Annotated in this window: 23 protein-coding genes; 16 read left to right on the top strand and 7 right to left on the bottom strand. The window is 69.5% G+C overall.

The annotated features are described in order from the left end of the window. Nucleotides 1-18: 18 nt before the first annotated feature. Together ACTIGJ_RS10260 and mprF are read right to left on the bottom strand one after the other, a co-directional pair. Complete coding sequence (locus ACTIGJ_RS10260; protein WP_439640213.1) at nt 19-1,533, bottom strand: virulence factor family protein; 1,515 nt, start codon at nt 1,531-1,533, stop codon at nt 19-21. After that, nucleotides 1,530-3,410 carry a bifunctional lysylphosphatidylglycerol flippase/synthetase MprF gene (gene mprF, locus ACTIGJ_RS10255; RefSeq protein WP_439640212.1) on the bottom strand — a complete coding sequence of 627 codons (1,881 nt, stop codon included), beginning with the start codon at nt 3,408-3,410 and terminating at the stop codon, nt 1,530-1,532. Before mprF ends, ACTIGJ_RS10260 begins: the two co-directional genes overlap by 4 nt. Nucleotides 3,411-3,590: 180 nt before the next feature. On the opposite strand from mprF, the gene ACTIGJ_RS10250 reads away from it, so the two are divergent. The 11 genes from ACTIGJ_RS10250 to ACTIGJ_RS10200 all read left to right on the top strand — a co-directional run bounded on the left by ACTIGJ_RS10250 (nt 3,591) and on the right by ACTIGJ_RS10200 (nt 15,155). Beyond that, the gene (locus ACTIGJ_RS10250; protein WP_439640211.1) at nt 3,591-5,111 is read left to right on the top strand and encodes a DUF3336 domain-containing protein; all 1,521 of its coding nucleotides are present in this window, start codon (nt 3,591-3,593) and stop codon (nt 5,109-5,111) included. A 173-nt stretch (nt 5,112-5,284) separates the two neighbouring features. Beyond that, complete coding sequence (locus ACTIGJ_RS10245; protein ID WP_439640210.1) at nt 5,285-5,884, top strand: TetR/AcrR family transcriptional regulator; 600 nt, start codon at nt 5,285-5,287, stop codon at nt 5,882-5,884. A 103-nt stretch (nt 5,885-5,987) separates the two neighbouring features. After that, on the top strand, nt 5,988-7,496 hold the full coding sequence (locus ACTIGJ_RS10240) for a class I adenylate-forming enzyme family protein (RefSeq protein WP_439640209.1): 1,509 nt from the start codon (nt 5,988-5,990) through the stop codon (nt 7,494-7,496). Continuing rightward, nucleotides 7,496-8,677, top strand: a complete 1,182-nt coding sequence (locus ACTIGJ_RS10235; RefSeq protein WP_439640208.1) for a transporter — start codon at nt 7,496-7,498, stop codon at nt 8,675-8,677. Before ACTIGJ_RS10240 ends, ACTIGJ_RS10235 begins: the two co-directional genes overlap by 1 nt. After that, nucleotides 8,674-9,861, top strand: coding sequence for a transporter (locus ACTIGJ_RS10230; RefSeq protein WP_439640207.1), 1,188 nt, complete (start codon nt 8,674-8,676; stop codon nt 9,859-9,861). The genes ACTIGJ_RS10235 and ACTIGJ_RS10230 overlap by 4 nt, the downstream gene beginning before the upstream one ends. Then, nucleotides 9,858-11,309, top strand: coding sequence for a chitobiase/beta-hexosaminidase C-terminal domain-containing protein (locus ACTIGJ_RS10225; protein WP_439640206.1), 1,452 nt, complete (start codon nt 9,858-9,860; stop codon nt 11,307-11,309). Before ACTIGJ_RS10230 ends, ACTIGJ_RS10225 begins: the two co-directional genes overlap by 4 nt. Nucleotides 11,310-11,372: 63 nt before the next feature. Then, nucleotides 11,373-12,140 carry an SDR family NAD(P)-dependent oxidoreductase gene (locus ACTIGJ_RS10220; protein ID WP_439640205.1) on the top strand — a complete coding sequence of 256 codons (768 nt, stop codon included), beginning with the start codon at nt 11,373-11,375 and terminating at the stop codon, nt 12,138-12,140. Next, the gene (locus tag ACTIGJ_RS10215; RefSeq protein ID WP_439640204.1) at nt 12,140-12,451 is read left to right on the top strand and encodes a hypothetical protein; all 312 of its coding nucleotides are present in this window, start codon (nt 12,140-12,142) and stop codon (nt 12,449-12,451) included. The genes ACTIGJ_RS10220 and ACTIGJ_RS10215 overlap by 1 nt, the downstream gene beginning before the upstream one ends. A gap of 74 nt (nt 12,452-12,525) precedes the next feature. Next, nucleotides 12,526-14,205 carry an arginine--tRNA ligase gene (argS, locus tag ACTIGJ_RS10210; protein WP_439640203.1) on the top strand — a complete coding sequence of 560 codons (1,680 nt, stop codon included), beginning with the start codon at nt 12,526-12,528 and terminating at the stop codon, nt 14,203-14,205. A 3-nt stretch (nt 14,206-14,208) separates the two neighbouring features. Further along, a complete protein-coding gene (locus ACTIGJ_RS10205) occupies nt 14,209-14,976 on the top strand; it encodes an SPOR domain-containing protein (RefSeq protein ID WP_439640202.1) in 768 nt (255 codons plus the stop codon). Nucleotides 14,977-14,981: 5 nt separating this feature from the next. After that, a complete protein-coding gene (locus ACTIGJ_RS10200) occupies nt 14,982-15,155 on the top strand; it encodes a hypothetical protein (RefSeq protein ID WP_439640201.1) in 174 nt (57 codons plus the stop codon). Between the two features lie 268 nt (nt 15,156-15,423). On the opposite strand, the gene aroE is transcribed toward ACTIGJ_RS10200, so the two are convergent. Then, the gene (aroE, locus tag ACTIGJ_RS10195) at nt 15,424-16,233 is read right to left on the bottom strand and encodes a shikimate dehydrogenase (protein ID WP_439640200.1); all 810 of its coding nucleotides are present in this window, start codon (nt 16,231-16,233) and stop codon (nt 15,424-15,426) included. A gap of 5 nt (nt 16,234-16,238) precedes the next feature. Then, on the bottom strand, nt 16,239-17,234 hold the full coding sequence (hemB, locus tag ACTIGJ_RS10190) for a porphobilinogen synthase (RefSeq protein WP_439640199.1): 996 nt from the start codon (nt 17,232-17,234) through the stop codon (nt 16,239-16,241). A 143-nt stretch (nt 17,235-17,377) separates the two neighbouring features. Here hemB and ACTIGJ_RS10185 point away from each other — a divergent pair, with 143 nt between their 5' ends. From ACTIGJ_RS10185 to trkA, 4 genes are all read left to right on the top strand, one after another. Beyond that, nucleotides 17,378-17,944 carry a sigma-70 family RNA polymerase sigma factor gene (locus tag ACTIGJ_RS10185; protein WP_439640198.1) on the top strand — a complete coding sequence of 189 codons (567 nt, stop codon included), beginning with the start codon at nt 17,378-17,380 and terminating at the stop codon, nt 17,942-17,944. Nucleotides 17,945-17,963: 19 nt separating this feature from the next. Then, nucleotides 17,964-18,755, top strand: a complete 792-nt coding sequence (locus tag ACTIGJ_RS10180) for an anti-sigma factor (RefSeq protein ID WP_439640197.1) — start codon at nt 17,964-17,966, stop codon at nt 18,753-18,755. A gap of 116 nt (nt 18,756-18,871) precedes the next feature. Next, nucleotides 18,872-20,368 carry a glycerol kinase GlpK gene (gene glpK / locus ACTIGJ_RS10175; protein ID WP_439640196.1) on the top strand — a complete coding sequence of 499 codons (1,497 nt, stop codon included), beginning with the start codon at nt 18,872-18,874 and terminating at the stop codon, nt 20,366-20,368. A gap of 101 nt (nt 20,369-20,469) precedes the next feature. Beyond that, nucleotides 20,470-21,849 (top strand): Trk system potassium transporter TrkA, encoded by a 1,380-nt coding sequence (trkA, locus tag ACTIGJ_RS10170; protein WP_439640195.1) that lies wholly within the window; start codon nt 20,470-20,472, stop codon nt 21,847-21,849. 29 nt (nt 21,850-21,878) lie between these two features. Here the strand turns inward: trkA and ACTIGJ_RS10165 are convergent, their stop codons facing one another. Then, nucleotides 21,879-23,333, bottom strand: a complete 1,455-nt coding sequence (locus tag ACTIGJ_RS10165; RefSeq protein WP_439640245.1) for a TrkH family potassium uptake protein — start codon at nt 23,331-23,333, stop codon at nt 21,879-21,881. Nucleotides 23,334-23,464: 131 nt separating this feature from the next. Between ACTIGJ_RS10165 and ACTIGJ_RS10160 the strand changes: the two genes are divergently transcribed. Then, on the top strand, nt 23,465-24,403 hold the full coding sequence (locus ACTIGJ_RS10160) for a homoserine kinase (protein ID WP_439640194.1): 939 nt from the start codon (nt 23,465-23,467) through the stop codon (nt 24,401-24,403). A gap of 46 nt (nt 24,404-24,449) precedes the next feature. Here ACTIGJ_RS10160 and ACTIGJ_RS10155 read toward each other — a convergent pair whose 3' ends face one another. Both ACTIGJ_RS10155 and ACTIGJ_RS10150 read right to left on the bottom strand, forming a co-directional pair. Next, nucleotides 24,450-24,938, bottom strand: a complete 489-nt coding sequence (locus ACTIGJ_RS10155; protein ID WP_439640193.1) for a Uma2 family endonuclease — start codon at nt 24,936-24,938, stop codon at nt 24,450-24,452. 48 nt (nt 24,939-24,986) lie between these two features. Then, nucleotides 24,987-25,184 (bottom strand): YbdD/YjiX family protein, encoded by a 198-nt coding sequence (locus ACTIGJ_RS10150; RefSeq protein WP_439640244.1) that lies wholly within the window; start codon nt 25,182-25,184, stop codon nt 24,987-24,989. Between the last annotated feature and the right edge of the window lie 2 nt (nt 25,185-25,186).

The raw sequence follows: 25,186 nt of genomic DNA, 5'->3' as shown, positions 1-25,186 counted from the left end.
GCCGGCAGCACGGCGGCGCTAGCGCTTGACCACACGCGCCGTCGGGATCGCCGCCAGCAGCTTGCGGGCCAGCGCTTCGTAGTCGCCATCGAAATGGTGACCGCCGGGCAGCTTGAGCGTGGTCAGCCTCGGCCCGCTCAAGCTGCCGCAGATGGCGTCCTCGTCTTCCTCGCCCCAGACGCACAGCAGCGGCGGGTTCGACGGCGCCGCCTGCAGCCGCGCCACTTCCGGGCGCGTCGGCAGTCCGCCACCGGTGCTGCCGACCCAGCTGGTCAGATGGAATTCGAACTGCGCGCGTTCGGCGAGCCCGAGCAGGGCGACCAGCGCCAGGTCGTTGCGGGTAGCGGCCGGCAGCCGGTTCAGCGCGAACGGCAGCACGTCCGCACCCTGCGAGTAGCCGATCAGCAGCACGCGCGGCCGTTCGAGCTTCTGGCGGTAGTGGCGGATGATCCGTTCCAGATCGGCCGCGAAGCTTTCCGGCGTGCGCTCGGTCCAGAAATAGCGCAGCGAATCGATGCCGACCACCGGCATGCCGGCGCCGGCCAGATGGGCCGCCAGTTCCTTGTCGATGCCGGCCCAGCCGCCGTCGCCGGACACCAGCACGGCGAAGGTATCGCCCGGGCCGCCGGCGCCGCTGACCGCCTCGACCTCGATCACCGGCAGGTCGTTCAGCGCACCGGGCGGTGGCGGCAGGCTGTCGTGGCTCTGGGTGGTCTCCAGGCCGGCCACCGCATCGCGGTAGGCGTTGCGCCAGTCGGCAACAGTGGAAAACGCGTGGCCGACCTTCGGCACCGTCACCAGCCGTGCGTTCGGCATGCCCTTGATGAACGGGCCGACGGTGGCAAGCGGGCAGACCTGGTCGATCTCGCCGTGCAGGTTGACCCACGGCGCGACCAGCGTGCGGGTGGGCAGGAACTGGATGCCGCCGCTGTCCTTGTCGATCGGCGCCTGCGCCGCGCCGTTGCCGGCGCAGAACGGCTTGGCGAGGTTCAGATCCGGGCAGAAGGCGGTGGTCATGGCGCCGGTGAAGCTGCCCTTTTCCGCCTGCGCCAGCACGCCATAGGCGAGCGTGGCACCGGCGGCATGGCCGGCGAGGATCGGCGTGAGGTAGGTCGGCAGGTGCGCCCAGGCCTGGACGAAATGGCTGAGGTTCTCGAAATCGCCGACCGTGTAGACGCAGTCGCCGCCATCAGCCTCGAAGGCGCTGAGCAGGCGCGGCGTGTCGATCGCCGCCACCATCGCGCCGTCGGCCACCAGCGCATCGACCATCGCCTGTGCGCCGCCGCGCTCGCGCGCAGTCCAGCCGCCATCGCCCGACAGGAACAGCACGAAGGCCTTCGGCGTGCCGATCGGCCGGTGGATGCGGATGCCTTCGAACTTGCCGTGGCTGAGCGTTTCCACGGCTGGCAGCGTCGCCGCCGTCGTGGCCGTGGCCGCAGCTGCGGCCGGCGGCACCGGCGCAGCGGCCGGCGTGGCGGCCATCGAGGGCAGGGAGTGGACCGCGAGCGCTGCTGCGAGAACCAGTGGTTTCATGACTTCCAGATGACTTCCTTGATGCCGCCGGCGATCAGCGCAGCGGTATCGACCATGACGCGAGGCAGCACCAGGCCGCCGGGTGATGCGAGGTAACGCGGCCGCCATTCAGGCGAGAACTTGTCCTTGTACTGGCGCAGGCCGTCGAAGTTGTAGAACGGCTCGCCGTAGCGATGCACGATCCGGCCCACCTTGTGCCAGAACGGGGCCAGCGGGTGGCGCTCCAGCCCGGCCAGCGGCGCCATTCCCAGGTTGAACCAGCGGTAGCCCTGGTCACGGCCCCAGAACATCAGCTCGATGAACAGGAAATCCATCACGCCCTTCGGGGCCTCGGCGCCGTAGCGCATCAGGTCGATGGCGAATTCCTCTTTCGCCGCGCCGCCCAGCCAGAGGTTGGCGAAGGCGACGATGCGCCCTTCGCGCAGCACGCAGGCGCAGTGGAAACGGCTGAGGTACTCGGGGTCGAAGCGGCCGACCGAGAAGCCCTTTTCGGCGACCGACTTGCCGGTCAGCCAGTCATCGGAGATCGCCCGCAGCTCGGGCAGCCGCGCGCCGACTTCGTCCGGCCGCAGCATCGCGAAGCTGGCGCCTTCGCGCGTCGCGCGGTGGTGCTTGTTGCGCTGCTTGGCGTTGCGGGTGCCGTCGAGGCTGAATTTCGGCAGGAACACGCGGGCTTCCTCGCCGAGCTTGGCCAGCGACAGGCCGAGATCCAGATAGAGCGGCAGCTGGTCCGGCGACACCTGGTAGAACACCGGCCAGCAGGCGTTGCGATCGCACAGCTCGCGATAGGACCAGGCCAGCGATTCGAACTTGGCCGGATTGCCAGCCGGATCGCCGAGCGCGATCAGGCTGCGGCCGGAGCGCTGGTACATGATGAAAGCGTCGCCGTCGGCGTGGAACAGCAGCTGCTTGTCGCCGAGCAGCGCCAGATTCGCCAGCGTGCCGCCGCCGTGCCGGGCGATGATGTCGGCCGCCCGCTGCAGCGCGGCGGCATCGGGCGGCTCCGGCTCGGAGCGGGTCGGGCTGAGCAGCTGCCAGAGCATGTAGCCGGCCATCATCAGCGCCGTCAGCAGGCCGGCGCGCATCAGGCGCGGCGTCTGATCGTCAAAGGCGAAGCGCCACCACACTTCCTCGCTGAAGCTGAGGTCGTGGTAGGACAGCATCGACAGCCACACCGCCAGTGCCACCACCGCCAGCGTCGCCGACAGCCACAGCCGGGAATCGCGCACTTCGAGCAGCGAGGCGCGCCGGTAGAAGCGCTCGTGGGAGCTGAGCAGCACCAGCAGGATCGCCGACAGCAGCAGCGCTTCCTCGTAGTCGAGCCCCTTCAGCATCGATGCCACCGCGCCGGCGGCGAGCAGCACCAGCGTCATCCACCAGGCACCGTCGAGCCGCCGGTACAGGCCGCGGGCGAGGATCAGCAGCCCCAGGCCGACGGCGCTGCCGACCATGTGGGAAAACTCCAGCAGGCTCAGCGGAATCCATTCGGCAAGCCCGGCCAGACGGCTGTCGATCGCCGGCGTCGCGCCGGAAATCAGCAGCACCGCGCCGGCCAGGAACACCGTGGTGGCCAGCGCTGCGGGGGCCAGCACCTCGATGGCGTCCTGGACCCGGCCGCCGAGCAGCAGCAGGCGCTCCCGGTGCAAATCAAGGTGGCCGCGTGCGCGCCAGACCAGCAGGCCGGCGGCCAGGCTGCCCAGCAAGGTGGCGGCGGTGATCAGCAGCGATTGCGCCGCCAGCGCCTTGAAAAAAGCCACCAGGTTCTTGCCGATGGCCCAGCTGGCGAGCGCGAGCACGCAGAGCGCTGGAATCGCGACGGCAAGGCGTCGGCGATCGGCGAACAGCGGGGCAAGCAGAGCAGTGACGCGAAGCGACATGGAATTCCGGCGGCGGCACGGCGAATTGTAATCCTGACGCCAACGGCAACAGTTTGCTGGCAGCACAAAATCTCGACAGCCGATGGACGGCGCAGGTGGTCGCCCGCAGCGGCGCCGACCGCCCCGATTGCTGCACTGCGCAATGGCATACTCCGGCCTTCCGAAAAGTCGCGATCGCGCATGTCCAAGAAGCTGATTGCCGCCTACCAGCGGGACCTCGAACAGGCCACGAGCTATGCCGAATGGCGAGAAATCGCCACCGCGCTCGACCGTCTGGAAGGCGCGGACGCCTGGAAGCAGGACGAGATGAGCGATGACTACGACTATCTGCTGATCAAGGAGCGGCTCAACACGCTGCGCGAGCTGCGCAAGTCCGGCGAAGTGCGGCAGCTGGTGTTCCAGCTCGCCGAGGGCCTGCACGGCAACCTTGGCAACGTGGCTGACCCGGTGCTGTACGCCTACGCGCGGGTCGGCACCAAGAAGCTGGTCGAGGAATACATCGAGGAATCGGCGCGCTGCCTGGACTACGTCTGCGTCGGCGATTTTCCGGATTTCTCCAATGACGAGAAGATCCTGTTCTTCAAGCGCACCGGCACCAGCTTCGGCCGTTCGGCGCTGCTGCTGTCCGGGGGGGCGACGCTCGGCATGTTCCACCTCGGCGTCATCAAGGCGCTGTCGGAAGCCAACGTGCTGCCGCGCGTGATCTCCGGTTCCTCGGCCGGCGCCATCATCGCCAGCATGGTCGGCACCCGCACCGACGAGGAGTTGCCGGCGATGTTCGACCCGGAGTCCCTGAGCCTGCAGGCGTTCCAGACCGTGAGCCTGCGTCAGGTGCTGGCCGGCAGCGCGCTGATGGACCCGCGCCAGCTGCTCAACTGCCTCGAACGCAACATCTCGCCGGGCAGCTTCATCCAGGCGTTCGAGCGTACCCGGCGCATCCTCGGCGTCACCGTATCGCCGGCCGAGGCCCACCAGTCGGCCCGCCTGCTGAACTACCTGACGGCGCCGAACGTCACCGTGCAGTCGGCCGTGCTGGCCTCCTGCGCGGTGCCGGGCGTGTTCCCGCCGGTAATGCTCGACGCGCTGGATTTTGACGGCGTCAAGCACCCGTACATGCGCTCCAAGCGCTGGGTCGACGGCTCGATCGCCAACGATTTGCCGATGCTGCGCCTGGCCCGCCTGCACAACGTCAACCACTACATCGTCAGCCAGACCAATCCGCATGTGGTGCCGTTCATGCGCGAGCAGAACCCGCGCCGCCGCTCGGTTGCCGATGTCGTGCAGCACGTCGCCACCACAGCGACCCGCGATGTCCTGAAGCTGACCCGCAACTACGTCGGCGCGGCGGTGCCGGGCCGCATCGTCGACATGCTCAACGACGTGCTGCAGCAGCGTTACAGCGGTGACATCAGCGTGTTCCCGAAACAGTCGCCGACCCAGCTGATGCGGATGTTCTCGAATCCTTCGCAGGCGGCGATCGCCAGCTTCATCCGTGACGGCGAACGCGCCACCTGGCCGAAACTGGAGCGCATCCGGCTGCAGACGCGCATTTCCCGGGCCTTCGAGGACTGCCTGTTCTGGCTCAAGGAACAGGGCCTGCGCCGGCACGGCGAAGTGCGCCGGGGGCCGGCGCCGCGCAGCACCGGCGAGCGGCTGAAACTGGCGGCGGTCGACGGCCGGCGTACCGGCGACAACAGCTGACCGGCACGAAAGCGGCTTGCCGAAAGCCGCCGCCGGACCGCTGCTGCGGCCGGCGCCGCCGCACACTGCAATCCAGCTGTGAACCGCCGCATGTTTTCATCGTCCGTTCACGGCGAGCGTCGGCTTCGTAGCGTATTCTGACCACTACCGCTCCAAAAAAGAGTGCATTTCCCGTGACCATCAACAAGGAACTCACCCCCGTCACTGCCAGGGGCGAAGCCACCCGTCGCAAGCTGCTGGCCGCTGCGGAAATCGAAATCGGCGAAAAAGGCTTCCACGTCGCCTCGGTCAGTTCGATCACCACCCGCGCCGACGTCGGCCAGGGCACCTTCTATCTGTACTTCCATTCCAAGGACGAGATCTTCCTGACCCTGGTCCGGGACATCGGCTCGCGGCTGCGCAAGCACATGGCACTGGCCATCGAAGGCATCCGCGACCGCGTGGCCGCCGAGCGCCGCGGCCTGGAAGCGTTCTTCGAGTTCGCCCACGCCCATCCCGGCCTCTACCGGATCGTCCAGGAATCCCAGTTCGTCGACGAGGCAGTGTTCCGCGAGTACTACGAGCGGCTAGCCGAAAGCTATGCCGAAGACCTCGCCGAGGCGACCGGTCGCGGCGAACTGGCGCCCGGCAATGCCGTAGCCCGAGCCTGGTCGATCATGGGCATCGGCCACTTCATCGGCATGCGCTGGTGCCTGTGGCAGAAGCAGGTGCCGGGGCCGGACGTGGTCGACGGCGTGATGGACCTGATCGCGCGCGGCATCGCGCCGCGCTGATCGCGGCGGGCGGCCGGGGCATCCGACAGCGCGTTCAAGTCGCTGGCCGGCGGGGGCATCCGTATCATCAGTACGTTTGTTTCCCTTTTCGTCGATCCGCCCCATGTCCCGACCCGATGTCATCGGCTTCGCGCGCCTTGCCCTGCCCGGGCATGCGGCGATCCGTGCCGGTGACCAGGTCTGGACGTACCGGGATCTGGCGTTCCGCGCCCGCCGGCTGGCCTGGCGCCTGCACGAGCGCGGCATTGGCGGCGGCGACCGGGTGGCGATCCTCAGCCAGAACCACATCGCCCACTTCGACCTGCTGATCGCCGCGCCGATGGCGCGCGTCATCGCCGTGCCGCTGAACATCCGTCTCGGCCCGGCGGAACTGGCGGCCCAGGTCGCGCAGGTGACACCGAAGCTGCTGCTGGTCGACGCCGGATCCGAAGCCGTTGCCGCCACGCTGGGCCTGCCGACCTTGCGCCTGGCCGACTACGAGCGCTGGCTCGCCGACGTTCCGGCCGCCGCCCAGCCGCCGGCCGGCGACGCGCCGGGGCTCGACGACATCCACATGATCCTGTTCACCGGCGGCTCCACCGGCGCGCCGAAAGGCGCCTGCCTGCCATACCGGCAGACGCTCGGCAACGCCGACGACAGCGCCGAGGCCTGGGCGCTGCGGCCGGGCGATGTCGTGATCCAGGCCACGCCGTGTTTCCACGCGGCCGCCAACGTGCTGAGCCTGCCGCTGCTGCGGGTCGGCGGCACCGTGGTGCTGGTGCCGCGCTTCGATCCGGCCGACTACCTGCAGCAGGCGGTCGCCCACCGGGCGACGATCCTGTTCATGGTGCCGACCATGTTCGCGGCGCTGGCCGATGACCCGGGGTTCGCCAGCGCCGACCTGTCCTCGGTGCGCATGGCGCTGTCCGGCGGCGCGCCCTGCCCGCAGACGCTCTGCGACCGCTACCTGCGGCGCGGCATCCGCTTCCGCTGCGGCTTCGGCATGACCGAGGCCGGCGTCAACTGCTTCCTCGGCGGCGATCCGGCGGTCGACAACCCGCAGGCGGTCGGCCTGCCGATGCCGCGCGTGCGGGTCGACGTCCGGCGCGGCGACGGCAGCCGCACCGACGACGGCGAAGTCGGCGAACTGTGCCTGTCCGGCCCACAGATCTGCGCCGGCTACTGGGGCGCACATGATGCCGCCGCCGCGTTCCGCGACGGCTGGCTGCACACCGGCGACCTCGCCCGCCGCGACGCCGCCGGGCGCATCACCATCCGCGGCCGGCTCAAGGATCTCTACATCTCCGGCGGCGAGAACATCTATCCGTCGGAAATCGAGGCCGCCGTGCTGGAATCGCCGGAGATCGCCGAGGCCTGCGTGTTCGGCTGGCCCGACGCCCGCTGGGGCGAGGTCGGCATCGCTTTCGTGGTCCGCCACCCCGGACTGCCGTACGACGAGGCCCAGCTGCGCGCGGCACTGCGCCAGCGGCTGGCCGGTTACAAGATTCCGGCCGCCTTCGTCGTGGTGCCGTCGCTGCCGCGCAGCGCGGTCGGCAAGGTGCTGAAGACCGAAGCCCGCGAGCAGTACCGCGCGATGCTGCAGGACACCGGCCGATTCGGAAACGTGGCCTGATGCCGACGCCGGTCCGGGCCCGCGCCGCGCTGGCGGCCCTCGGCATGCTGGTCTGCGGACCGCTGGCCGCCCATCCCGACCTGCTGCTCGACAGCGGCCGCTACCTGGCCCGGCACCCCGGCCTGACCGTCGGCCTGAGCCTGCTGCACGACCCGCGCGACCGCAGCTTCGGTGCCGACGGCCAGCGCCAGCCGGGCGTAGCGCCCGCCTACGGACCCGGCAGCGAGTTTCCGCTGACCCAGGTCACGGTCGACCTCGAAAACCATTTCCCGCTGTTCGAAGCCGAAGCCCTGCCGTTCGTCTCGTCTCGGCTGTGGACCGCCCGCGCGATGTTCGGCTATGCCGAAACCGCGACCCGCGGACCGCTCGGCGCCGCTGCGGTGGCCGACGGCGCGCCGGCGTCGAAGTCCGGCATCCACGACCTTGACCTCGCCTTCGGCCCGGTGCTGTTCGGCTCGCAGGACTGGCGCAGCCGCAGCGCCACGCCGCTGTCGCTGATCCTGCTCGGCGAGCTGCGGGTGCCGATCGGTGCGCAGGACCCGGCCGCGCCGAACAATGCCGGCGGCGGCGTGTTCGCCTGGGGCGTCCGGCTGGGCGGCCACTGGCAGGCACAGAACCCCCAGCTGCGCGGCCTGCGGCTGGACGCCGGCCTGCGGCTGCGCTGGTACGAGGCCGACCAGGAACCGGCCTTCAACGCGCAGACGCCGACCCAGGCTGGCCGTGATCTCGAATTCGACGCCACGCTGGCCCAGCGGCTGTGGCGGAACGTCCACGCCCAGGTGTCGTACTACCGCCGAGACGGCAGCGCCAACGAGTACCGCCGGATCCGCAGCAGCGCACAGCCGCCCGCAGCTGGCCCGCTGCAGGACAGCTTCCCCGACCCCGCACCGCTGCGCGACACCGGCAGCCGCGAGCAGCGTCTGCAGCTTGGCCTTGGCGCCTTCCTGACGCCGCAGCTATGGCTGTCGTTGGCCTGGACGCGGCCGCTGGCCGGCGACAGCGGCCGCATCACCGTGCCATACCTGCAGCAGCCCGCCGGCTGCGGGGCGCTCGGCAGCTGCCGGCCGACCGCGAACGGCAGCGACGTCGTCGATGGCCTCGGCAACGCCCGGACCTATGCGTCGGACAGCGTGCTGCTGCGCCTGCGCTGGCAGCCGCGCGCCAGCCGGGCACAGCCGTGAGGTGGCAGCTGGCGGGTGCCGGCCTGCTGCTGGCCGCGCCGGCGCAGGCCGCGATCGTGTTCACCCCGCATGTCTCGGAATACGCCGTGCTGCCGCCCGGCGCCTACCTCGACACCACGGCGGTGCATAGCGCAATCGACCGGATCTGGGACGCCGACGGCCACAAGGTGCCGCTCGGCAACGCGGCGATCGCGCCGGGCGAGTCGATCAGCGCCACGCTGCTGCTGGGACGCTACCTGTGGATCGGCAACCTGTTCGAGGACAGCGGCCTGCCGTTCTTCGACGACCGCAACCAGGTGCTGCGGGTGATCGGCACCGCCGGCCGGCAGTCGGCCAGCGGCGCGATCAACGATCTGTCGCGTGAATTCGGCCAGACCTCGCGCGGCAGCGGCTTCGGCGACCTGTTCCTGCTGGCCGGCGTCTACGGCCGGCCGTATCACCGCGGCCCGCTGCACGGCAATGGCCTGTACACGCTGACGGTGAAAGCGCCAGTCGGCAGCTTCCAGCGCGATTCGCTGCTCAACCCGGGCACCCGCTACTGGAGCGTGATGCCGCAGCTGTCACACCACCAGGACTGGTTCGGCCGGCTGTCGATCGACGCCACCGCCGCGCTGCAGATCAACAGCGCCGCCTCGGAAACCGCCTACGGCGGGCTGACGCCGTCGAAGCCGGCCAGCGTGGTCAACCTGGAAGCGACCTTCGCGTGGAAGTTCAGTCCGCACTGGTTTGCCGAGGCCGGCCTGAGCCACTACCGCAGCCTCGGCAGCAACCGCTACGACGAAGTCAGCCTGAACCTCGCCGACCAGCCGGTCCCGCCGAGCACTGCCTGCAACAAGCTGCTGGTGCCGGCAGCGCAGTGCAGCCTGGCCGGCCTGTTCTACCTGGCGCCGGTGGCCGGCGAGTACCGCGATCGCGGCATCCGCAACAGCATCGCCACCGCCGGTTTCAGCTATGTCTACCGCAGCGCCGCCGTGGCCAGCGTCCGCGCCGCACTGCCGGTGGCCGGTCGCGGCTCGCAGTTCACGGTGCCCTACCACGTCTGCCTCAGTGCGCCCTGCACGGCCGACAACGAACTGCCGGGCCTGCGCCAGACGGCCCGCCTCAGCGGCGTGCAGGAAGCGGCGGCGATCAGCGCCTCGCCATATTTCGAGCTGCGCCTCGTGCTGCTGCTGTTCGCGCCTTGAAGCGCGCTGCACCGCTGCTGGTGCTGGCACTGGCCGCCTGCGCGACCGGCGGCGAGCCGCCGCCCCGCCCGCATGAACGCGCCTTTCCCGATGGCTTCCGGCCGCCGCTGAGCCAGGCCACCGGCCGGCCGGTTTACGGCTGGGGCGGCGCCCGCCGGCAACCGGAGGCCGCCGAGAACGCCAGCCCGAGCCGAACGCCGGTGCTGTTCATCCACGGCAACACCGAGGACGCCACCTTCTGGGAGGCCGCGCGTCGCAGCTTCCGCGACGCCGGCTGGAACGACGACGAACTCTGGGCGCCGAGCTACGGCTGGGCCTCGACCGCCCGCTTCGATGCCAACGACGCCACCGCCGTGACGCTCGACGCCTTCGCTGACGAGGTGCTGCGCTATCTCGGCGAGAAGAGCGGCCGGCCGATCCGCCAGTTCGACATCGTGGCGCATTCGCTCGGCGTCACCGCCGTGCGCCAGTGGCTGACCCAGAGCAACCGCTGGCACCAGGTGCGCAGCTTCGTCGCCGTGGCCGGCGCCAACCACGGCGTCTGGACGGCCAGGCCGGACGCGCGCGGCCCCAGCCGCACGTCGAGCTTCGAGCTGTATCGCGGCAGCCCGTGGCTGGCCCAGCTGAATGCCGGCGGCGAAACCATCGGCGCGATGCGGACGATGACGCTCTACGACGGCACCGGCCGCTACGACGCGCTGTTCCCGGCCGAGGACGCCGACAGCCCGGCGCTGGCCGGCGCGGTCAACCTCGCCTTCAACCGCGAGGCACGCGGCTGGGCCGGCGGCCAGGACCACCGGGAACTGGCGCGCGCACCGGCGACCCTGGCAGTGATCGCCGATTTCCTGCGTGCCGGTGCCGAGCCGCTGCCGAACGCCGCGCCGCCGACCATCGTCCGCGACGGCGACCAGCTGCGCGCCGCGCCCGCCGACGCCCGGCTGCACTGCGCTGGCGAAGGCCGCGATCCCGATCGCCAGACGCCGCCGCAGACCACGGTGACGCTGCCGCCGGGCCAGTGGCTGAGCTGCTACGCGCACAGCCCGGTCAGCGGCCTGTCGAGCCCGCTTGCCCGCCATGCCGCTGCGGCCGGGCGTGGTGACGGCGCCGCCCTGCGGCTGACCGCCGATCCCGCTGCCGGGCCGTTTCCGCAGCCGGTGACGGTGACGCTGCGCGCCAGCGATCCGGCGGCGCTGATCGTCTACTCGATCACCGGCCGGCCGCCGGACAGCGGCAGCGCCCGCTATCGCGGCCCGCTCTACCTGCCGGGCCCGGTGGCGCTGACCGCCGTCGCCATCGCCCCGGACGGCCGGCGCTCGGCACCGCTGCGGCTGCGCTACGACATCGGCCTCGAGGTCGACGAGGCGCTGCACAGCCTGCAACGCCAGCTCGATCCGACCGCCGCGCTTGACGACCAGGGCGATCGGGGCAACCGGCCTAACGGCGACTGAGCCGTGCTGCGCTGCGGGAACGGGCACAATTCGCGCCGGTCCTGTCGCTGTCCACGCACTCCCATGGAATCGAAAATCGTCTTCGTCACCGGCGCCAGTGCCGGCTTCGGTGCCGCCATCGCCCGCCGCTTCGTCGCCGAAGGCCATCGGGTCATCGCCGCCGCCCGCCGCACCGATCGCCTGGACGCGCTGCGCGCCGAACTGGGCGACGCCGTGCTGCCGGTGGCGCTCGATGTCACCGACCGCGCCGCAATCGAAGCGGTGATCGCCGGCCTGCCCGCCGACTGGGCGGCGATCGACGTGCTGGTCAACAACGCCGGCCTGGCGCTCGGCCTCGAACCGGCGCAGCGCGCCAGCCTCGAGGACTGGGAGCGGATGGTCGACACCAACATCAAGGGCCTGATGACCATGACCCGCACGGTGCTGCCGGGCATGGTCGCGCGCGGTCGCGGCCACGTGATCAACATCGGCTCGACGGCCGGCGAGTGGCCGTATCCGGGCGGCAATACCTATGGCGCGACCAAGGCCTTCGTCCGCCAGTTCACCCTGAACCTCCGGGCCGATCTGGTCGGCACCGGCGTGCGCGCGACCGACATCGAGCCGGGCCTGTGCGGCGGCACCGAGTTCTCGACCGTGCGCTTCCACGGCGACCAGGCCAAGGCCGATGCGGTCTACGCCGGAACCCAGCCGCTGTCGGCCGACGATGTCGCCGACGCCGTCTGCTGGGTGGCCTCGCGCCCGGCCCACGTCAACATCAACCACCTGCAGCTGATGCCGGAATGTCAGGCGATCGGGCCGCTGGCGGTGAAGCGTCGCGAGGCGGCGAACTGATGGCGGCGTTCAAGGATCACGGCGTCATCGTCATCGACGACGACGAATTCCACTGGAAGGTGCGCCACTGGGTCGGCGGGCCGGTCGCCGGTGGCGGCTGCGGCGGGCTGTCGGTGACGGTGTCGACCGATCCCGGCAAGCGCCGCGAGCTGATCGTCGAATTCCCGTACGTCGAATTCGGCCAGGGCAAGCCGAAGTCGGAGATCGGCTTCGCGAACCGGCTTCAGGGCTGCATCGAGGCCGCCATTGCCGATGGCTACCGCCCGAACTCGCGCGGCCGGCCGTGGATCTGGGAAGCCGAGCCGGTCTGAGCCCGGCAGCCCGCGCCGTACAATGTGCTGCTCCCACTGAAAGCCCGGCCGCAAGGCCGCCTGAACGCGTTCCGATGAAATCCCAATTGCAGGACCTGCTGCGCGCCGCCGTCGCCACCGTGATCGAGGGCAGCGCAGTACCCATGCCGCGCGACATCCTGGTCGAGCCGGCCAAGGACAAGAAGAACGGCGACTTCGCGACCAATGTCGCGATGACCCTGGCCAAGCCGCTGGGCAAGCCGCCGCGCGCGGTCGCCGAAGCGATCGTCGCCGCGCTGCCCAAGGGCGGCGTCATCGACAAGGTCGAGATCGCAGGCCCTGGCTTCATCAATTTCTTCCTCGCGGCCGGCGCGTTGCAGCAGGTGGTGGTCGAGATCCTGAACGCCGGTGACGCCTTCGGCATCGACCGCTCCGGCGCCCGCGGCAAGGCGATGGTCGAGTTCGTGTCGGCCAATCCGACCGGCCCGCTGCACGTCGGCCACGGCCGGGGTGCGGCGGTCGGCGACTGCATGGCGCGGGTGCTGGCGGCCGCCGGCTGGCAGGTGTCGAAGGAGTTCTACTACAACGACGCCGGTAACCAGATCGCCAATCTCGGCGTGTCGGTGCAGGCGCGTGCGCGCGGCATCAAGCCCGGCGATGCCGGCTGGCCGGAAGACGGCTATCGCGGCGACTACATCGACGATGTCGCCCAGTCCTACCTCGCCGGCGACACGGTGACCGCCGACGACCGCGCAGTCACCGCCAAGGGCGATGTCGACGATCTCGACGCGATCCGCGACTTCGCGGTGGCCTATCTGCGCCGCGAGCAGGATCTCGATCTGAAGGCATTCGGCGTGGCCTTCGACGTCTACTACCTCGAAAGCTCGCTGTACACCGAAGGCAAGGTCGACAGCACGGTGGCCGCGCTGCAGGCCAGCGGCCATACCTACGAGCAGGACGACGCGCTGTGGCTGCGCACCACCGGCTTCGGCGACGACAAGGATCGCGTGATGCGCAAGCGCGAAGGCGGCTACACCTACTTCGTGCCCGATGTCGCCTACCACGTCACCAAGTGGCAGCGCGGCTTCGTGCGGGTGATCAACGAACAGGGTGCTGACCACCACGGCACCATCGCCCGCGTGCGCGCCGGCCTGCAGGCACTGGACATCGGCATCCCCCAGGGCTGGCCGGAATACGTGCTGCACCAGATGGTCACCGTGATGCGCGGCGGCGAGGAAGTGAAGCTGTCGAAGCGCGCCGGTTCCTACGTGACCCTGCGCGACCTGATCGACGAGGCCGGACGCGACGCGACGCGCTATTTCCTGGTTGCCCGCAAGAGCGATTCGCAGCTGACCTTCGACATCGACCTGGCCCGCGCGCAGACCAACGACAACCCGGTCTATTACATCCAGTACGCCCATGCCCGGGTCTGCGCGGTGCTGCGCCAGCTCGGCGAACGCGGCCTGCAGTACGACCAGGCGCAGGGCTTCACGGCACTGGCCCAGCTGGCTGAGCCGGAAGCGGTGGCGCTGGTGGCGCTGCTCGGCCGCTTCCCGGAAACCGTGCAGTCGGCCGCTGCCAATCTGGAGCCGCATGTCATCGCCCAGTACCTGCGTGATGTCGCCGCCGCCTTCCACGGCTACTACCACGCGCTGCCGTTCCTGATCGACGACGCCGCGCTGCGCAACGCCCGTCTGGCGCTGGCCCAGGCCACCGGCCAGGTGCTGCGCAACGGGCTGGCGCTGCTTGGCGTGTCGGCTCCGGAGAAGATGTAGGCCATGGCGCGCGACTACGCCAAGCCGCGCAACCCGAACGCCGGCCGCAACGGCAACGGCCGGGGCGGCAACGGCCCGCGTCGGGGCGGCAACGGCGGGAGCGGCGGCGGTGGGGCACTGCCCGGCTGGGTCTGGCTGATCGTCGGCCTGGCGATCGGGCTGGTGGTAGCCGCCTTCGTCTACATCGACCGGCCGCAGCACAAGACCCGGCTCGGCGAGGCCGCGCAGGACGAGGCCAGCCTGAAGCCGCTGCTGGACGGCGACGACAGCAAGCCCGCCAAGCCGGCTGCCGGCAACGATGCCGGTGCGGCGAGCGTCGCCGGCAAGAACGGCAGCAAGCCGGCCCCCGCGCCGGTGCCCGCGCCAGACAAGGTGCCGCCGCGCTACACCTTCTATAACGAGCTGCCGAAGATCGAGGTGGCGATCCCGCGCGAGTACGCGCGTCCGGCCGCCGCGCCGGCACCGGGCAAGCCGGCCCCTGCCCCGGTGCAGCCGCCGCCGGCCGAGGTCAGCCGAGCACTGGCCGACCCAGGGGGCGCGTATCTGGTGCAGGTCGGCGCCTACAAGTCACGCGAGGAAGCCGACCGCCAGCGCGCCAAGCTGGCGCTGATCGGCTACGAGTCGCGGATCGAGCAGGTGACCCTGGCCGAACGCGACATCCGCTTCCGGGTGCGCGTCGGCCCGCAGCCGAACCTGGCCGCCGCGCAGGACGTGCTGGCGCGGCTGGAAAGCAATTCGATCAACGGCTTTCTGGTCAAGATCAAGGACTGAACACGATGGCCGGCCCCGGCTCCACGCAGCCCGACGACGCCGATTTCGGCAGCGCCGAGGAACGGCTGGCGTTCGCCGAAATCGCACTGGCCGGTGCGCCCGTTCATACGGCGCGGCCGGACGATCCCACCGTATCTCAAGCGCCGCCGGACGATCCGCTGGCGGCCTTTCCGGACTGAGCCGTTACGCGCGTTTCGTGCCGGCCGACTGCGGGTTCAGCGTCGTGGTCTGAGGTCGCACGTGCTGGATTCCGGCTTGCGCCGGAATGACGACGGGAGTTGAGGCCGTGGACGGGCGCCTCGACGCGAAGGCGCGAAGGCGCGAAGGCGCGAAGGCGCGAAGGCGCGAAACGATGCTTTTGCTGTCATTCCGGCGAAAGCCGGAATCCGGAGCCCGCCACGCCGCCGCCCCGATCAGCGTCGCAAACCTGCCTCGCGGCAGTCTCGATCAGCCCCGCAGGCCGGCCAGCACAGCAGCCGTCTCCGGCCGTACGCCGCGCCAGCGCTGGAACGCCTCGGCGGCCTGCTCGACCAGCATGCCGAGGCCGTCCGACACCCGGGCCGCGCCCTCGCCCTTCGCCCAGACCAGAAACGGCACGGCGGCCTGGCCGTAGTTCAGGTCGTAGGCGACACCGCCCTCGGCAAACAGCTTCGGGGGGAGGCGCGGAATCGCACCCGAGTGGCCGGCGCTGGTGGCGTTCAGGATCAGGTCGTAGCGGTCGCCCTTCAACGACAGATGGGTGCGCGGCACGATGTTGCCGAGCGGCTTCAACGCGGCAGCGATTTCTTCCGGCTTCCACGGATTGCGGTTGGAGATCGCCAGCTCCGCCGGGCCTTCGGCGAGTAGCGGCGCGAGGATGCCGCGCGCGGCGCCGCCGGCACCGAGCACCAGCACCCGCTTGCCCTTGACCGTCACGCCGAGGTTGGCGAGCAGATCGCGCAGCAAGCCGGCGCCATCGGTGTTGTCGCCATGCCAGCCGGTCGCGGTACGGATCAGCGTGTTGACCGCGCCGGCGGCTTCTGCGGCTTCCGAGCGGCTTTCGCACAGCGCGGCGCCGGCCTGCTTGTGCGGCACGGTCAGGTTGAAGCCGGCCCAGCCTTCGGCGTGAAGAGCCGACAGCCGTTCGGCGAGCGCGTCGGGGGCGACTTCGATCGCCTTGTACTGCAGCGTCTGGCCGAGGCTGGCGGCAAACGCCGCGTGGATGCGCGGCGACTTCGAATGGCCGACCGGCTGGCCGAGGACAGCGTAGCGATCCATCGGCTTCAGGCGTCCTTGAGCCAGGCAGCGGCCTGCTTCGAGAAGTAGCTGAGGATCATGTCGGCGCCGGCGCGGCGGAAGCACAGCAGCGATTCCATCACCACCTTCTTCTCGTCTAGCCAGCCGTTCTGCGCGGCGGCCTTGAGCATCGCGTACTCGCCGGACACCTGATAGGCGGCGACCGGTACGCGGAATTCGTCCTTCACGCGACGGATGATGTCGAGGTACGGCATGCCCGGCTTGACCATGACGATGTCCGCGCCTTCGGCGATGTCCATGCCGACTTCGCGCAGCGCCTCGTCGGTGTTGGCCGGGTCCATCTGGTAGGTGCGCTTGTCACCCTTCAGCGCTGTAGCCGAGCCCACCGCATCGCGGAACGGGCCGTAGAAGCCGCTGGCGTACTTGGCGGCGTAGCTGAGGATCATCGTGTTGTGGCGGTTGTCGCGCTCCAGCACGGCGCGGATCTGGCCGACCCGGCCGTCCATCATGTCGCTCGGCGCCAGCACGTCGGCACCGGCGCGGGCCAGCACCACGGCCTGCTTGCGCAGCGCTTCGACGGTGATGTCGTTGGCGACATAGCCGGCCTCGTCGAGGATGCCGTCATGGCCGTGGCTGGTGTACGGATCGAGCGCGATGTCGACGATCACGCCCAGTTCCGGGCAGGCGTCCTTGACCCGCTTGATGGCGCGCGGGATCAGACCGTCCGGGTTCAGCGACTCGCTGCCGGTGTCGTTCTTCAGCTCCGCCGGAATGACCGGGAACATCGCCACCGCCGACACGCCAAGCGCGGCCAGCGCGCGGCATTCGGCGACCAGCTGGTCGAGATCGAGGCGCGCCTGCCCGGGCATCGAGGCCACCGGGCCGCACAGCGGACCTTCGGCGATGAACAGCGGCTGGATCAGCTGGCCGGCGGCGAGGCGCGTCTCGCGGCTCAGTTCGCGGGAAAAGGCGGCCGAGCGCAGGCGGCGCGGGCGGGTGGCGGGATAGGCGGTTGGGACCACGACGGGCTCGAAGGGCGGACAGGTTTTCGGAAGCCGCGATTATAGGACGCGCTGCCCGCGACACCGGCATTTGCAGTGTCATCCGAAGTTGACGATCCGCCTTGATATGCTGCGCGCACGACATCTGCAGGTTCGACCGTCTGATGAGTTACAGCACCGCCGAAAACGAGCGTCTTGTTCGCCTGCTGGCCGATACCGGCCTCGGCGACCAACGGGCGTTCGCGCAGTTGTACGAAGCCTGCAGTTCGCATCTGTATGCGCTGCTGCTGCGTATTCTCAAACGTCGGGATTGGGCCGATGAAGCGCTGCAGGACTGCTTCCTGCGGGTCTGGCAAAAGGCCGACACCTATGCACCGGACAAGGGCACGCCGCTGACCTGGCTGCTGACCGTCGCCCGGTACCGCGCGCTGGACCTGCTGCGGATGAAGCGGCCGGAAGTGGAAATGCCCGAAGAGGGCGAGGAAGCGCCGATGACCTTTGCCGATGCCAGCGAAAGCCCGGAAGACCGAGCCGTGGAGCGCGAAGGCCTCGGCATGCTGCGCGACTGCATGCAGGATCTGCAGGACGAACAGAAGCGCAGCGTGCTGCTGGCGTACTACGAGGGCTACACGCACCAGGAGCTGGCGGTGGTGATGAAGGCACCGCTGGGCACGGTGAAGAGCTGGGTGCGGCGCGGGCTGGCCCGCCTGCGCGAATGTCTGGAACGGTAACGGCGGCGCGAGCACATCGATGAAGTACGACAACCCCAAGCTGCGCCAGATCCTGGCGGCCGAGTACGTGCTGGGCACGCTGCGCGGCCGGGCACGCCACCGCTTCGAACGGCTGGCGCGCGGCGAAACCGCTGTGCGCAGCGAGATCCGTTTCTGGGAATCGCGACTGGCCGGCCTGGCAGCGGATCTGGAGCCGAAATCGCCGCCGCCGTCGGTCTGGTTCGCGCTGCAGCACAAGATCGACAGCGCACGCGCCGTGGTCACGCCGATCCGCCGCCCGCTGCCGCCGCCGGTGCAGACCAAGGACGTGCCGCCGCCCACCTCGCCGTGGCGCATCCTGGCCGGCCTGGCGACGGCCGCCGGCGTGGTGCTGGCGGTGCTAATCGGCACCCGGGTGCCGCTGCCGGGCGAGCCGGCCAGCGGCCCGGTCGCGGTCGCCCCGCCGCCGGCGGTCAGCCCAGCACCGGCGCCGGTACCAGCGCCGATCTACGTGTCCCTGCTGCGGCTGCCGGAATCCGACATGCAGTGGACGCTGGCCGTGCGGCCGGCAGCGGATGAAGTGCTGGCGGTGGCCAGCGGGGCCTATCCGAAGCTCGGCGCGCACAGCCTGGAGCTGTGGCTGATCACCGAGGCCGGACCGGTGTCGCTGGGCCTGCTGCCGACGGCCGGCGAAGGCCGCCTGAAACTGCCGGCCGGCGTCAGCGGCGCGCAGCTGACCCTGGCGGTGTCGCTGGAACCGGTCGGCGGCTCGCCGACCGGCCAGCCGACCGGCCCGGTGCTGACCTCGGGCCCGGCGCTCAAGGCCGCCTGATCGCAGCGGGCGGCAAACAGAAACCGGCGACCCGCTCGCCGGTTTTTGTTTCTGCCGGCGCAGATCGCTAACGTGCGCCCGGCAGCATTCGACAGGCACAGCGCACCGGAGCATCCATGAGCACAGCGACACGCGGTTCGGCCTTGCTGGCGATCGACCAGGGCACCACCAGCACCCGCGCCATCGTCTTCGACCGGCTTGGCAACAAGCTCGGCGTGGCGCAGCGCGAGCTGCCGCAGTCGTTCCCGGAACCGGGCTGGGTCGAGCACGACGCGATGCGCATCTGGGACGACACCCTGGCCTGCGCCCGTGGCGCGCTGGCCGATGCGCAGCTGACGGCCGACGCGCTGGCCGCGATCGGCATCACCAACCAGCGCGAAACCACCGTGGTCTGGGATCGCGCCAGCGGCCAGCCGATCCATCCGGCCATCGTCTGGCAGGACCGCCGCACCGCCGATTTCTGCGCCGAGCGCAGCGAAGCCTTCCTCGGCCGGCACCTGAACGTGCGCACCGGCCTGCTGCTCGATCCGTATTTTTCAGCCACAAAGATCGCCTGGATTCTCGACCACGTGCCGGGCGCCCGGGCGCGCGCCGAAGCCGGCGAACTGGCCTTCGGCACCATCGACAGCTGGCTGCTGTGGCAGCTGACCGGCGGCAAGGTGCACGCCACCGACGCCACCAATGCCTCGCGCACGCTGCTCTACAACCTGCACACGGCCGACTGGGACGACGCGCTGCTCGCCTTCTTCAAGCTGCCGCGCGCCCTGCTGCCGAAGGTGCTCGACTCCGCCGCCGACTATGGCCGCACCGATCCGTCGCTGCTCGGCCACGCCGTGCCGATCGGCGCCCTGGTCGGCGACCAGCAGGCGGCGACGGTCGGCCAGGCCTGTTTCCAGCCGGGCATGATCAAGAGCACCTACGGCACCGGCTGCTTCGTGGTGCTGAACACCGGCGCCCAGGCCGTGCAGTCCCAGCACCGGCTGCTCGGCACGGTCGGCTATCGGCTCGGCGGGCAGACCACGCACGCGCTGGAAGGCTCGATCTTCGTTGCCGGCGCCGCCGTGCAATGGCTGCGCGATGCCGTGCACCTGATCGGCTCGGCGGCCGAGACCGAAGCGCTGGCGCGCACCATTCCCGACACCCAGGGCGTCTACCTGGTGCCGGCCTTCACCGGTCTCGGCGCGCCGTACTGGGACCCGCGCGCGCGCGGCGCAATCCTCGGCCTGACGCGGGATTCCGGCATCGCCCACATCGTCCGCGCGGCGCTGGAATCGGTCTGCTACCAGACCCGCGACCTGCTCGAGGCGATGGCCAAGGACGCCGTCGCGCCGACCGAGCTGCGTGTCGACGGCGGCATGGCGGTCAACGACTGGCTGATGCAATTCCTGGCCGACATCGTCCGGGTCACCGTGGTGCGGCCGCAGACAGTGGAAACCACGGCACTCGGCGCCGCCCAGCTGGCCGGGCTTTCGGCCGGCGTCTATGCCTCGCTCGACGAGATCGCCGCGCTGTGGCGCGCCGAGGCGCGCTTCGTCCCGCAGATGGACGCCGCGCGTGCCGATGCGCTGTACGCTGGCTGGTTGGAAGCCGTCGCGCGAACCCGCTGCGCCTAGACCGAAAAGCCTTTGCAATCAGCGGCGAACCAGAAGTTGCGCAGTGCAACATCCGGGCGTAACGTCGCGGCCTTGAACAGCCTGCCCCACTTTTCCCCGGCATGAAGATCGTGATCCTCGGCGCAGGTCAGGTCGGCTCGACCCTGGCCGAGAACCTGGCCCGCGAGGCCAATGACATCACAGTCGTCGATGCCAGCCGCGCGGCGCTGAACCACCTGCAGGAACGGCTCGACATCCGCACCGTGCTCGGCCATGCCTCGTATCCGGACACGCTGCGCCGCGCCGGCGTCAACGACGCCGACATGATCATCGCGGTCACCGACAGCGACGAGACCAACATGCTGGCCTGCCGGATCAGCCAGACGTTGTTCCACACGCCGACCAAGATCGCCCGCGTGCGCGCCGCCGAGTACCTCAACGAGGAAGACCGGCTGTTCCTGCCCGATGCGCTGAGCGTCGACATGCGGATCAGCCCCGAGCAGCTGGTCACCGAGGCGATCCTGCGACTGATCGAATACCCCGGCGCGCTGCAGGTGGTCGATTTCGCCGATGGTCGCGTGCAGCTGGTCGGCGTGCGCGCGTACTACGGCGGCCCGCTGGTCGGCCACGAGCTGAAGGAACTGCCCAACCATCTGCCGACCGGTGTCGACGCCCGCGTCGCGGCGATCTACCGGCGCGGCAAGCCGATCATTCCCGAAGGCTCGACGGTGATCGAGGCCGAGGACGAGGTGTTCTTCCTCGGCGCCCGCGAGCACATCCCGAAGATCATGGCCGAGCTGCGCAAGATCGACCGGCCGGTGAAGCGGGTCATGCTGGCCGGCGGCGGCAACATCGGCATGCGGCTGGCGCGGGCGCTGGAAAAAAAGCTGCAGGTGAAGATCATCGAGCGCAGTGGCGAGCGGGCGCGCTATCTGTCCGAGCAGCTGAACCACGTCGTGGTGCTGGCCGGCGATGCCGCCAACGAGGCGCTGCTCGAGGAGGAAAGCATCGAGGACACCGATGTCTTCTGCGCCGTCACCAACGACGACGAGGCCAACATCCTGTCGGCGATGCTGGCCAAGCGACTCGGCGCGCGCCGGGTGCTGTCGCTGATCAACCGGCTGGCCTATGTCGATCTGGTCGAAGGCGGTGCGATCGACATCGCCGTGTCGCCGCAGCAGGCCACCGTGTCGGCGCTGCTGGCGCACGTGCGGCGCGGCGATGTCGCCAAGGTGCACAGCCTGCGGCGCGGCGCGGCCGAAGCCATCGAGGCGGTGGCCCACGGCGACCGCCACAACTCGAAGGTGGTCGGCCGCCGGCTCGAAGAAATCAAGCTGCCGCCGGGCACCACGATCGGCGCGATTGTCCGAGGCGACGACGTGATCATCGCCCACCATGACGTGCTGATCGAAGCCGAGGATCACGTGATCCTGTTCATCGTCGACAAGCGCCGCACCAAGGATGTCGAAAAGCTGTTCCAGGTCGGCCTGACCTTCATCTGAGGTCGCGCCCGCTTCCGTTGCGGGGTCGGTCAATCCTTCCAGAACGTCGGCGTCAGCAGGACCACCAGCACGAACACTTCGAGACGCCCGATCAGCATCGCGGCCGTGCAGGTCCAGGTCTGGAAGCCGGTCAGCGTCTGATAAGTGCCGGCCGGGCCAACCACGCCAATGCCGGGCCCGGCATTGTTGATCGAGGCCAGCACGGCGCTGAACGAGGTCGACATGTCCATGCCGGACAGCACCAGCAGCAAGGTCAGGCTGACGATGCTGATCGTGTACAGGTGGATGAAGCCGAACACCGACAGCACCGTGCGGTCGGCAATCACCTGGCCGCCGACTTTCAGCGTCGACACCGCGCTCGGATGAACCAGGCTGGTCAGTTCGCGCGCGCTCTGCTTGAACAGGATCAGCAGGCGGATCATCTTGATGCCGCCGCCGGTGGAGCCTGCGGCACTCAGCACGCAGGACAGCATCAGCATCCAGAGGCTGGCGAACACCGGCCACTGGCCGTAGTCGGTGCTGGCCAGGCCGCAGGTCAGGCCAACCGATACGACGTTGAACCAGGCATGGCGAAGCGCCGTCCAGTAACTCGGGTAGAAACCGAGCAGCCAGACATACAGCGCGAGGCCCAGGCTGCTGACGACCACCAGCAGCAGCATGGTGCGGATCTCGGCGTCGCGCATGTAAGGCTGCAGGGAGCGGGCGCGCCAGCAGACGAAATGGGTGGCGAAGTTGATGCCGGCCAGCAGCATGAAAACGGCGGCGATCGTTTCGATCAGCGGTGAATCGAAGAAGCCGATGCTGGCATCGTGGGTCGAGAAGCCGCCGAGCGACAGCACCGAGAACGCATGGCAGACGGCATCGAACCAGCGCATGCCGCCGAGGTGGAAGGCGACGATGCAGGCCAGCGTCAGGCCTAAGTAGATCAGCCAGATCGAGCGCGCGGTCTGCACGAAGCGCGGCGTCAGCTTGGAGTCCTTGATTGGCCCGGTGGCTTCGGCGCGATACACCTGCATGCCGCCGACGCCGAGCAGCGGCAGTACCACCATCGCCAGGCCGATGATGCCGAGGCCGCCGAGCCAGGTCAGCTCGTGCCGCCAGAGGTTGTGGGCGTGGGGAATGTGATCGAGCCCGGTGATCACCGTGGCGCCGGTGGTGGTGACGCCGGACACGGTCTCGAAATAGGCGTCGGTGAACGACATGCCGAGCCCGAGGATCATCGGTACCGTGGCGGTGGCGGCGACCAGCATCCAGATCAGCGCCACCAGCAGGAAGCCGTCTCGCGATTTCAGTTCCCGCCGATGCCAGCGGCCGGCGAGCCACAACAGGAAGCCGACCGTGAAATTGACGGCGGCACCGGCCAGGAAAGCCGGCAGCGCGCCTTCGTCGAAATACAGCGACACGCCGATCGGCGGCAGGAACGCCACCGAAAATGCCATCAGCAGGATGCCGAGCGGCCGGATGACGTGGATCAGATCCTTCAGCAAGGCGAGCGATCGGCAGCGGGGACGACCGCAGTTTACAACGGCCGCCGGGCGGCTCCGCCGGCCATCCCTGCAACGGCGGCATTCCGTAAACTGCGCGGCGATCGTCCGATCGAAAGCCCACGCCGCTCATGTCCGTCTTCACCAAAGTCAGCCACGCCGAACTCGAAGCCTTCCTGCGGCACTACGATCTCGGCACGCTGATCGGCTACACCGGCATCGGCGAAGGCATCGAGAATACCAACTACTTCGTCGACACCAGCCACGGCCGCTGGGTGCTGACGCTGTTCGAACGACTGAACTACGACGACCTGCCGTTCTTCCTCGGCCTGATGGAACATCTCGCGCGCCACGGCTACGCCAGCGCGCTGCCGGTGGCCGACAACGACGGCCGCACGCTGTCGAGCCTCAACGGCAAGCCGGCCGCTCTCGTGGCCCGGCTGACCGGCCAGAGCGTGCTGTTCCCGACGCTGGCGCAGTGTGCGGCGGTCGGCCATGCGCTCGGCGAACTGCACAAGCTGACCGCCAGCTACAGCGGCACCTGCGGAAACAGCCGAGGCGTGGAATGGCGGCGCGCCACCGGCGAAACGCTGCTGCCGAAGGTGCCGGAAGATGCCCGCACGCTGATCGCCGACGAACTGGCCGCGCAGGCCCGGCTCGATCTCGCGGCACTGCCGCAGGGCGTCATCCACGCCGACCTGTTCAAGGACAACGTGCTGTTCGTCGACGAGCGCCTGACCGGCGTCATCGACTTCTACTACGCCTGCAACGACGCGCTGCTCTACGACCTGGCGGTGACGCTGAACGACTGGTGCGCCGAAGCCGACGGCAGCCTGAACAAGGCGCACGCGGCTGCCCTGCTGTCCGCGTACCGCGCCTGCCGGCCGCCGAACGCCGCCGAGAAAGCCGCGTGGCCGCTGGTGCTGCGCGCCGCCGCATTCCGCTTCTACCTGTCGCGGCTGTACGACTGGACCTTCCCGCGCGAAGGCGATCTGGTGCACATCAAGGACCCGGAGCCGTACCGGCGGATCCTGGTTCATCACCGCACGCAGGCGGCGCCGGCGCTATAGGTCGCCCGCCGCCGCCTCAGGCCGCTGGATAGCGTTGCAAGCGGGGCTAGACGGTCACCTCGCAACCGCAGCCCAGCCGCCGCGTGACCGGCGACACCAGCCGTTCGGTGCGATCAGCCGTGGCATGCAGCACCAGCAGGGTTGCCGGGTCGAAGACCAGCACATCCTTGACGCCCTGCGACAGGTAGAAATTCGGTGCGAACTGCAAGTCCTTGGCCTCGTAGCCCTTGCTGACCACTTCGACGACCGCCTCGGGAATCAGGGTCAGTGCTTGCGCGGCTTCCGCTTCAGTCGGTTCGCGGCAAAAGATCGACACGTCGGGGCGCTTCAGTCCGTCGCGGAACTGCACGTAGACGTCGATCGCATGCACGCACTGGCAGTCGACGACATCAGCCGTGGGACGAACGCTGCCGGCGATGCGTTCGACATGCTTCTGATGGCCATACAGCGGCATCGCTTCCCAGATCGACAGCCCGTTCATCACTTCGAGGCGAATGCCCAGTTGGTCAGCGCGCAACAAGTCTTGCAGGGTCATGGCTCGGTGCTCGAAAGGACTCACACCGAGTATAGGGAGAGGCTCGCCTCAGCAGCAGCGCGGATTGGCCGCCGAGCCGTAGCGCGCGTCCTGGCGTTCGCGGAAGAACTCCGCATAGCTCATCACCGGCTCGCCGGGATGGGCGGCGCGGCGGTGGCGGACGTAGGTGTCGTAGTCCGGCATGCCGACCGCAAGATTGGCGGTCTGCGCAGCCTTCTTCCAGGCGGCGTGCAGCCGCGCGATCAGGC

This window comes from Nevskia sp. (assembly GCF_051860985.1).
Lineage (GTDB): Bacteria > Pseudomonadota > Gammaproteobacteria > Nevskiales > Nevskiaceae > Nevskia.
This window is presented reverse-complemented; position numbering and strand designations above follow the sequence as displayed.

Bases quoted from the DNA above. Each gene is read 5' to 3' on its own strand.
- argS (WP_439640203.1), top strand. From the start codon at position 12,526: ATGAAATCCCAATTGCAGGACCTGCTGCGCGCCGCCGTCGCCACCGTG.
- ACTIGJ_RS10240 (WP_439640209.1), top strand. From the start codon at position 5,988: ATGTCCCGACCCGATGTCATCGGCTTCGCGCGCCTTGCCCTGCCCGGG.
- ACTIGJ_RS10205 (WP_439640202.1), top strand. From the start codon at position 14,209: ATGGCGCGCGACTACGCCAAGCCGCGCAACCCGAACGCCGGCCGCAAC.
- ACTIGJ_RS10235 (WP_439640208.1), top strand. From the start codon at position 7,496: ATGCCGACGCCGGTCCGGGCCCGCGCCGCGCTGGCGGCCCTCGGCATG.
- ACTIGJ_RS10155 (WP_439640193.1), bottom strand. From the start codon at position 24,938: ATGACCCTGCAAGACTTGTTGCGCGCTGACCAACTGGGCATTCGCCTC.
- trkA (WP_439640195.1), top strand. From the start codon at position 20,470: ATGAAGATCGTGATCCTCGGCGCAGGTCAGGTCGGCTCGACCCTGGCC.
- ACTIGJ_RS10220 (WP_439640205.1), top strand. From the start codon at position 11,373: ATGGAATCGAAAATCGTCTTCGTCACCGGCGCCAGTGCCGGCTTCGGT.
- ACTIGJ_RS10200 (WP_439640201.1), top strand. From the start codon at position 14,982: ATGGCCGGCCCCGGCTCCACGCAGCCCGACGACGCCGATTTCGGCAGC.
- ACTIGJ_RS10260 (WP_439640213.1), bottom strand. From the start codon at position 1,533: ATGAAACCACTGGTTCTCGCAGCAGCGCTCGCGGTCCACTCCCTGCCC.
- ACTIGJ_RS10160 (WP_439640194.1), top strand. From the start codon at position 23,465: ATGTCCGTCTTCACCAAAGTCAGCCACGCCGAACTCGAAGCCTTCCTG.
- ACTIGJ_RS10215 (WP_439640204.1), top strand. From the start codon at position 12,140: ATGGCGGCGTTCAAGGATCACGGCGTCATCGTCATCGACGACGACGAA.
- aroE (WP_439640200.1), bottom strand. From the start codon at position 16,233: ATGGATCGCTACGCTGTCCTCGGCCAGCCGGTCGGCCATTCGAAGTCG.
- ACTIGJ_RS10250 (WP_439640211.1), top strand. From the start codon at position 3,591: ATGTCCAAGAAGCTGATTGCCGCCTACCAGCGGGACCTCGAACAGGCC.
- ACTIGJ_RS10185 (WP_439640198.1), top strand. From the start codon at position 17,378: ATGAGTTACAGCACCGCCGAAAACGAGCGTCTTGTTCGCCTGCTGGCC.
- ACTIGJ_RS10180 (WP_439640197.1), top strand. From the start codon at position 17,964: ATGAAGTACGACAACCCCAAGCTGCGCCAGATCCTGGCGGCCGAGTAC.
- glpK (WP_439640196.1), top strand. From the start codon at position 18,872: ATGAGCACAGCGACACGCGGTTCGGCCTTGCTGGCGATCGACCAGGGC.
- mprF (WP_439640212.1), bottom strand. From the start codon at position 3,410: ATGTCGCTTCGCGTCACTGCTCTGCTTGCCCCGCTGTTCGCCGATCGC.